The following is a 7,997-nucleotide window of genomic DNA, read 5'->3' as shown; positions in this document are numbered from 1 at the left end:
TGGTCAGAACTGGTTGTATGTATCAACCTGACAATATCTGTTTGGCAACACAAAGTGTAATTGTTAAATAAATAGTTAAAATAAGAAATATTGGAGGTTTTTGACATAGAAAGCATAGTGACATATTATTTTAATGACAGATGTTTAAGGCAGAGGGACAGGCAAACAAAGGTTTTCGCCAGGCGTTTCTCATTTTCAGGGAAGATTAGATTAGTCTGTTCGTGGCGACTGATAAGATTTGAAGAGGGCGTTCTCTTGCTATGAAGAAAGCCTTTCCTTACCATAAAGAAAGCCTCTCTTCGTTATGAAGAGAGGCTTTCTTCAATTTGACAAGACGCCCCCTTTATCTGCAACTAATAGTCTTCACTCCCCTCTCCATTACTTCCCTTCGGTCAGTGACCGTTGGTTCAGAGAGGGGGTGAGGCTTCTTCTCACCTGCTCCCGTTAGGTATTCCTCCCCTTGGGGGAGGTTAGGTGGGGTTGTTCCATTCGGAGAGGGGACGGGGGTGAGGCTGTAGATGGGTTGTGGTTGGGCTGTAGCTAGGCTGTTGTGAGGCTATCTTCTCCCCCCTAATCAGCCGTATGCACCTTCTTTCTCTTCCCACTGAATTCAGTGAAGTCAATGCGTATGATCTCCACACGATGGAAACTCTTGTGAGCGTATTTATCGCCAATCTCCTTGAAATCAGCCGATAACTTATCGATTAGAAGGTGCAGGGCGTGCATCTTCTCTTCCTCAGAAAGGTGGATACGAGCCTCTCCGAAGAAGATAGCACTCTCATATTCTGTGGTGAAGTTACGCGGTAACAAGTGGACGTTACCAATGATACATAGCGACACATTAGGGTTCTTTTCAATGGCATCTAACTTCCTCCCAGATGGCGCACAATGGATATACACGCTGTGATCACCATCCCAAACGAAGTTGACAGGGATACCATAACCAGCGTTATCTGCCACCATGCTCAATACTCCATACTCACCATCTCTTAATAACTCAAGTGCTCGCTCCTCATCCATCAGGCGATCCTGACGACGAACACGGTCGTTTACATATTTCATTTGCATAGTTTTTTATTATTTATTCAACAATGTACTTGATATAAAACAAGTATATCGCTTGCAAATTATCTTTACACTTATCTCTTCTTATTAACCCTCTTCAATATCGAAGAAAGGCTATGATACAAAAAAGCCTTGACTGATTCACATCACCCAAGGTTTAAATACTAAAACTAAATTAACCACTAAAAAAACTTGATGCAAAGGTAGTGCTTTATTTTCAAAACGCAATGCTCGACCGCAAGAAAAATGCGTTTAGACTATTACTTTTAACCTTTATTATAAAACGAAAGACTTTTGTCGTATCCTACTGACAATTAGTCGAGATAGTGGAAATCGTGTACTGCAAGTGAGGAAAGTAGCTGTAATATTTTGCAAGCTATACTTTATGAAAATATTAAACACTTTCTTACTTGTAATAATTATAATATTCTCGTCTATAAAAAGCCTTTTCTAGGCGTTGTTATTGCCCTATTTGTCCATATTAGAGATTACATTTTTCTTTACTATAAAAGTGTAATTAATACGCTAGTTTAGCGTTCCGATGAACCAAACTAACCGAATCGAACAGCCCAACGACAAGCCTAACACCAACTCAACTACAGCCTCTCCCCCGCCCCCTCTCCGAATGGAGAGGGGAGTGAAGACTGCTAGTAGGATGAGAGAGGATGGTTAGCGGGAATAGAGGTAATCAGATTCTAGAATTAAAGGAAACGCCCCTCTGCAATCAAGAAGGGCGTTACCTTGCATTGAAGAGAGCCTCTCTTTGCATCAAGGAAACGCCCCCTTCATTTGCAAACAATAGTTTTCACGCCCCTCTCCATTACTTCCCTTCGGTCAGTGACCGTTGGTTCGGAGAGGGGGTGAGGCTGTAGTTGGACTTTGATAAGGCTTTTTTAAAGCTTCGTCCGAGGCTTCCTTCTACCTATTTCTAACCGCACGGGATCCTGTATATTGATGGTAGTCATCACATACAAGTAGCGTTCCAAGAGCGGCCCGACACGTATGTTTTTACGCATCCGTACCGCCATCACCGTTGAAGAGGGGTTACTCGGAACCCTCACGTGCAGCACCCGACAGATGTTACGAACGATAGAGATAAAGTCCATCGGTCGACCATCAGGGCGCAATAAAGCTCCACTCTCCCACACCATGTGTGCCATATCTATCAGGTCGCAGGTGGCACCTTTCCAATACAAACCCTCCTTCTCACTACGATTGATTAGGTCGTAAAAATCATTAATAATCGTGGACTTCAGGCGTTGCATATCCTCTTCTGTCCACTTCTTCATTGGTTTCATCATTGTTTTTTTCTTCTTTTCATGTTCCATAGTTGTACTACTTTAAGAATTAATAATGTGTGACATCATGCCTTGCCCACGCTTGTTACCACCTGTTGAGTGGTAGGAGAAGGGAAGTGGGGCGCATGTCCTTTGATATCACCAGCCCACTTGCTGGGGTGAGAAGTGGGCTATGTGATTTGCTGACAAAGTTAGTTTGATGTTGTGCAAAGGATGTTCAATCGTAAAAAAAGATATCTTAAATTAATAAAATATTAAATGTTTATTAACTCGACGAAAGCCCATTTAAATTCGACGAAATTGTTTCATCAACCCCACCTAGGCTCCCCCAAGGGGAGGAACACCTAATGGGAGTTAGGTGAAAAGAAGCCTCACCCCCAGCCCCTCTCCGAATGGAACAACCCCACCCAGCCTCCCCCAAGGGGAGGAGTGCCTAACGGGAGCCGGTTAGGAAAAGGCATTCTTAATACAAAGGGGGCGTTTCTTCACATCGAAGAGACGCCCTTTTCATTACAAAGAAACGCCCTCTTCAAATTGAGAAGGGCGTTTCCTTAATTTCAAAATACAATTACCTCTATCTCCCCTTACCACCCTCTTCCATCCTACTAACAGTGTTCACTCCCCTCTCCACTCGGAGAGGGGTTGGGGGTGAGGCTGTAGTTGGGACGGGGGTGAGGCTGGTTGTGGACGGGGGTGAGGCTTCTCCTCTGTCTTTGCACACGCACACAAAAAAAAGAGGACATCGTTAAGATGTCCTCTTTGTGATTCCGACAGGATTCAAACCTGTAACCTCTTGATCCGTAGTCAAGTGCTCTATTCAGTTGAGCTACGGAACCATTAAAATGGTTGCAAACGTTAAGAGCAATAGTGCTATTGCTTAATTGCGAGTGCAAAGGTATGACTTTTCTTCCAACCCACCAAACTTTTCATCAACTTTTTTACGTTTTCTTTTCGTCTTCATCGTGTAGTGTCGGTAGCGAAATATGGTAACCTACTGCAACAAAGCGTATTACACAAATCATAAGAAAGGTGACTATCACCGTCAGGGGAAGCCCCAGTCCGAGCGAGAAGAGCGTCCAATAGGTTAGACCTCCTGCCACACTTGCCACGGCGTAAATCTCTTTATGAAAGATGACGGGGATGTTATTCAACAGAACATCACGTATGACGCCACCTGCCACACCCGTGATACACCCCATGATAACGGCTACCCAGAAGCTATGTCCTAGTGCGATAGTCTTCTGAATACCGGCTATGGTGAACAGAGCTAAGCCCAGTGTATCGAAGACAAACCATGCGTTATCGAGCCTCTTTATCCATTTCCTCGATAGGATAACGAGGAAGAGTGCAAGTCCAGTAACCAACACATACATGATATTTGACATCCAGAACGGGCGCACACCAAGCATGGCATCACGTATCGTACCGCCTCCGATGGCTACAGCAAAGCCGCATACGTAGCCTCCGAACCAATCGAAGTGCTTTTGGGCAGCGTGCCGTATACCAGAGATAGCGAATGCGAAGGTGCCTAGAAACTCCAAGATAACCTGGAGGGTACGGACGAGATGGGGGTCAGTGTAGGTCATACGCAGTTTTGCGGAGTGCCTTCTATGAATTTCTTGATATTCTCCACGGCAATAGCCATAAGTCTTTCGCGTGCCTCACGAGTAGCCCATGCCACGTGCGGAGTGATATATGCGTTGGGTTGTTGTAGAAGGGGATTGTCCGTGCGAGGCGGTTCGTCGGTCATAACATCCGCACAATAGGCTTTGAGATGACCACTTTCGAGGGCATCAGCAACAGCCTGTTCGTCAATGAGTCCACCACGTCCTGTATTAATAAGGATGGTTCCGGGGCGCATTTTCTGTAGACTTTCTGCATTGATCATGTGCGTATTCTCTGCCGTAAGAGGGCAATGGAGGGTGATGACGTCAGACGTACTAAAGAGTCCTTCAAGGGTTGTCTTGCGGATACACTCGGGTAGATCGCTACTGTTCTTACTGGTGTATGCCGATATATCCATACCCATGGCGTGGGCAATCTGCGCCACTTTCTGACCGATATGACCGAGTCCGACAATACCAAGAGTCTTCCCCGCGAGCTCGATCAGAGGCGTATCCCAATAGCAGAAGTCCTGTTGCTTGCACCAATCACCACGTCTGACAGCCTCGGCGTAATGGTCTACTCGTGTTGCAGCATTCAACAGTAAGGCGAAAACATGTTGTGCCACACTATCGGTACTATAGGCTGGGATATTGCAAACCACAACTCCTCTTGCACGTGCCGCAGCGATGTCAATATTATTATAACCTGTTGCCAGCTCTCCAATATACTTCAGTTTAGGCAGTTGTTGGAGCACTTCTTCAGTGATATTCACCTTATTGATGAGTATTCCGTCAGCGTCTTTTGCACGCTCAACGACATCTTCCTGTCGTGTTCTTTCGTATATCGTACAATCAGCGAGTTGCTTTATTGGTTCCCACGAGAGGTCACCAGGGTTGACTGCATGGCAGTCGAGAATAACTAGTTTCATACTTTCTTATTGTTTAATTAAGGCCTCCCCAAGCCCCTCCGAAGGAGGGGATGTAGCCTAACGGGGGCGAGTTAGGATAAGAGGAAGAGCCTCTTTTTGTTGTTATTATTTGTTTTTATAAGTTGACGAGAGCATTTTTTCTAATTCAAAATTCAAAGTTCATAATTCAAAATTAAAGCCTCCCCAGGCCCCTCCGAAGGAGGGGATGTAGCCTAACGGGGGCGAGTTAGGATAAGAGGAAGAGCTCCTTTTTGTTGTTATTATTTGTTTTTATAAGTTGACGAGTTGATAGTTGACAAGTAGACAAGTTGTTTGTTCTGTGGGAAATAGCACTATCTACTCCCCTCTCCATTACTTCCCTTTGGTCAGTGACCGCTGGTTCGGAGAGGCTGTGAGGCTTTCATTCCCATCAACGAAGGCGTTTCCTTATTATAAAGAGAGCCTCTCTTCGCTTCAAAGAAACGCCCCCTTCGTTTTAAAAAGAGCACCTCTTTGTTTGCTGTCCTGCTGTTCCAGCTTACGAGGCAGTACCTCGTAATACTTCGACCAGCCTTCCCCAGCCAACACCCAAGCAACACTCCCCTCCTTTCGGAGGGGTCGGGGGAGGCTTGGGTGAGGCTATTATTGGGGTATAAACTCCCTCCCCTCCAACTCATCTGGCATATATTGTTGCTCGACAAAATGCCCCTCATAATCGTGAGGATACTTATATCCATCACCATAACCAAGGTCTTTCATCAACTTTGTCGGTGCATTCCGAAGGTGCAAGGGAACAGGCAGATTACCCGAACGGCGCACCTCCTCAAGGGCGGCATTGATACCCTTATAAGCCGAATTGTCCTTCTTGGAACGAGCGAGATAGACCACTGCTTCCGCCAAAGGTATGCGCCCCTCTGGCCATCCTATGCGGTCGACTGCATCAAAGGCAGCGTTTGCCAATAACAGAGCATTGGGGTTCGCAAGTCCGATATCCTCGGCTGCGCTGATCACTACTCGGCGTACGATAAAGCGTGGATCTTCGCCTCCTTCAATCATCCGAGCCATCCAATAGAGGGCGGCATCGGCGTTTCCTCCACGGATCGACTTGATGAATGCAGACACAAGGTCATAGTGCATCTCACCGTCCTTATCGTATGCCAAGGGGTTTTCCTGCAACTCTTTCTCCACGAGTTCGTCGGTGATAACAATCTCATCTGACGCCCGAGCACTCACGAGGAGGTCGATAATATTGAGCAATTTACGTGCATCGCCACCGCTATAACGCAGTAGGGCGGTCGTCTCGGAGAGCTTTATCGAGAGTTTCTTCAGCTCCGTGTCTTCCGTAATTGCACGTTGCACGAGGCGGAGTAGGTCGTCTTTCTCCAACGATTTCAGCACATATAACTGGCAACGCGACAGCAGTGGGCGGATGACTTCGAATGAGGGATTCTCCGTCGTTGCGCCTATCAACGTCACAACTCCTCTCTCCACAGCACCCAACAAGGAGTCTTGCTGCGACTTAGAGAATCGATGAATTTCGTCGATGAAGAGTATCGGGGAAACCGAATTGAAGAACCTCCCGCTCTTCGCCCGATCGATTACCTCGCGTACATCTTTTACACCACTTGTCACCGCCGAGAGCGTGTAGAAGGGTGTTTCTAATTGATGGGCAATGATCTGAGCGAGCGTGGTTTTGCCAACGCCTGGTGGTCCCCAGAGGATGAACGAACTGATATGACCGCTGTCGATCATACGTCGCAAGACAGCTCCCTGACCCACAAGATGCTCCTGCCCAATGTATTCATCCAGCGTCCGAGGACGCATCCTTTCTGCCAATGGTTCCATATCTATTCTTATCTCTAGCGATAACTCCGCTCTAGTCCACCGCTCGCAAGAGTGCAAGCTATCCTTCGCAATCGTCTTGCCTATCGTCGGTGGTTGTTGCACTCGACATGGACAATCGCATTACTAAGTAGCAGCTGTCGTCTGGCTAAGCATTGGTTGTTGTAGAGCGAACCTTTGTCTGCCACATTGCTAAGCACTAGCATGAGCATTGTATATCATTAGGCAAAAGTAAGCAATTATTCTCATAATTCAAAATCCAGCCTTTAAAATGATGGATAACCAACTGGTTTGGCGACTTTCCAATGCCTCTCTATTCACCCAATCAGCCCCATCTGCCTCACTCATCACCCTCCCCTATCCCCAAAGCAAGTAAAGGTTTTTCAAAAACCTACCCTTTTGTCGTATCTCAGCATACCTCTCTTCACATAAAATATTCCCTTATTGTCGATCTTAAAAACGCTTTCTTTTGTAACTATCAAGCAATAAGTTGTTTACAAATGATTATCTTCTACATCACATCACGAACTCCCCTACCCTTTTAAAGACAACATCCTACATAAAAGACAATCATCTCCTTTATTAAAACTAAGATTCTCCTTATTTTGTCATAACTATTCGCAAATATCGACAAGAGTCTCCCTAAACGTCGAACCAATGCTCCTCATTCGTCGAACACATCCATCATCTACCTACTAATCTGTCGCAAGCTCCTTCCCAATCTGTCGCCTCCATCTTACTAATCTGTCGTCGCTAACTTACTAATTTGTCGGTAGTTAACCCTGCAACTCATTGTATCTCAGTATCTTAAAGCACCTTTACTAATATCTTATAATTGATTAACTAACGATATCTAACTCGATGAGAAGTTTTTAAGTTAAGGGTTAAAAAGATATTTGCCTGTGTGGAGATGACTTTTACTAAGGGCTTTTGGGCGACCCTCCCTATTTGTCGCAACTTTGCTTGAAGGGTGCTTGCTTTGTGCTTGCTGTTCGTTTTTTCCGCCGCTTCTTTCGCTTTCTTTTTTTAGTCTTGATGGTTTCTTTGTCGTTTTTCTGTCGGTTTACTTCTAATCTTATTGTCGATGGTCTTTAATCCTTCTAATAGGTTTATTCCTAACTAACTCAACGCTAAGTGTTTTGTTCTTAATCGGATAGCTTTATTTTATCTTATGCTCTACTTCATTTTAATCACCCCTCCCCTACTCTCTTCTCTCTCGATAACTTTATTTTTTGTCAGATTCCTTTTATCCTCTATTGAGCATCTTCCTCTTATTTTCT

At 45.3% G+C, this 7,997-nt stretch carries 6 protein-coding genes and 1 tRNA gene; 1 reads left to right on the top strand and 6 read right to left on the bottom strand.

Annotated features, from left to right (window positions below; all coding sequences use genetic code 11):
* Positions 1–570: 570 nt before the first annotated feature.
* On the bottom strand, positions 571–1,062 hold the full coding sequence (locus F0475_RS11290) for a pyridoxamine 5'-phosphate oxidase family protein (RefSeq protein ID WP_199879812.1): 492 nt from the start codon (positions 1,060–1,062) through the stop codon (positions 571–573).
* A gap of 668 nt (positions 1,063–1,730) precedes the next feature.
* On the opposite strand from F0475_RS11290, the gene F0475_RS11765 reads away from it, so the two are divergent.
* Complete coding sequence (locus F0475_RS11765; RefSeq protein ID WP_199879811.1) at positions 1,731–1,937, top strand: hypothetical protein; 207 nt, start codon at positions 1,731–1,733, stop codon at positions 1,935–1,937.
* Positions 1,938–1,958: 21 nt separating this feature from the next.
* On the opposite strand, the gene F0475_RS11285 is transcribed toward F0475_RS11765, so the two are convergent.
* The 5 genes from F0475_RS11285 to F0475_RS11265 all read right to left on the bottom strand — a co-directional run bounded on the left by F0475_RS11285 (position 1,959) and on the right by F0475_RS11265 (position 6,720).
* On the bottom strand, positions 1,959–2,393 hold the full coding sequence (locus F0475_RS11285) for a hypothetical protein (RefSeq protein ID WP_155716708.1): 435 nt from the start codon (positions 2,391–2,393) through the stop codon (positions 1,959–1,961).
* Positions 2,394–3,125: 732 nt separating this feature from the next.
* A tRNA-Arg gene (locus F0475_RS11280) sits at positions 3,126–3,199 on the bottom strand.
* 102 nt (positions 3,200–3,301) lie between these two features.
* The gene (locus F0475_RS11275) at positions 3,302–3,949 is read right to left on the bottom strand and encodes a trimeric intracellular cation channel family protein (protein ID WP_009435323.1); all 648 of its coding nucleotides are present in this window, start codon (positions 3,947–3,949) and stop codon (positions 3,302–3,304) included.
* Positions 3,946–4,896 carry a D-2-hydroxyacid dehydrogenase gene (locus F0475_RS11270; RefSeq protein ID WP_155716707.1) on the bottom strand — a complete coding sequence of 317 codons (951 nt, stop codon included), beginning with the start codon at positions 4,894–4,896 and terminating at the stop codon, positions 3,946–3,948. Before F0475_RS11270 ends, F0475_RS11275 begins: the two co-directional genes overlap by 4 nt.
* 621 nt (positions 4,897–5,517) lie before the next feature.
* On the bottom strand, positions 5,518–6,720 hold the full coding sequence (locus F0475_RS11265; RefSeq protein WP_155716710.1) for a replication-associated recombination protein A: 1,203 nt from the start codon (positions 6,718–6,720) through the stop codon (positions 5,518–5,520).
* Positions 6,721–7,997 lie beyond the last annotated feature (1,277 nt).

The organism is Prevotella vespertina (assembly GCF_009728485.1).
Lineage (GTDB): Bacteria > Bacteroidota > Bacteroidia > Bacteroidales > Bacteroidaceae > Prevotella > Prevotella vespertina.
This window is presented reverse-complemented; position numbering and strand designations above follow the sequence as displayed.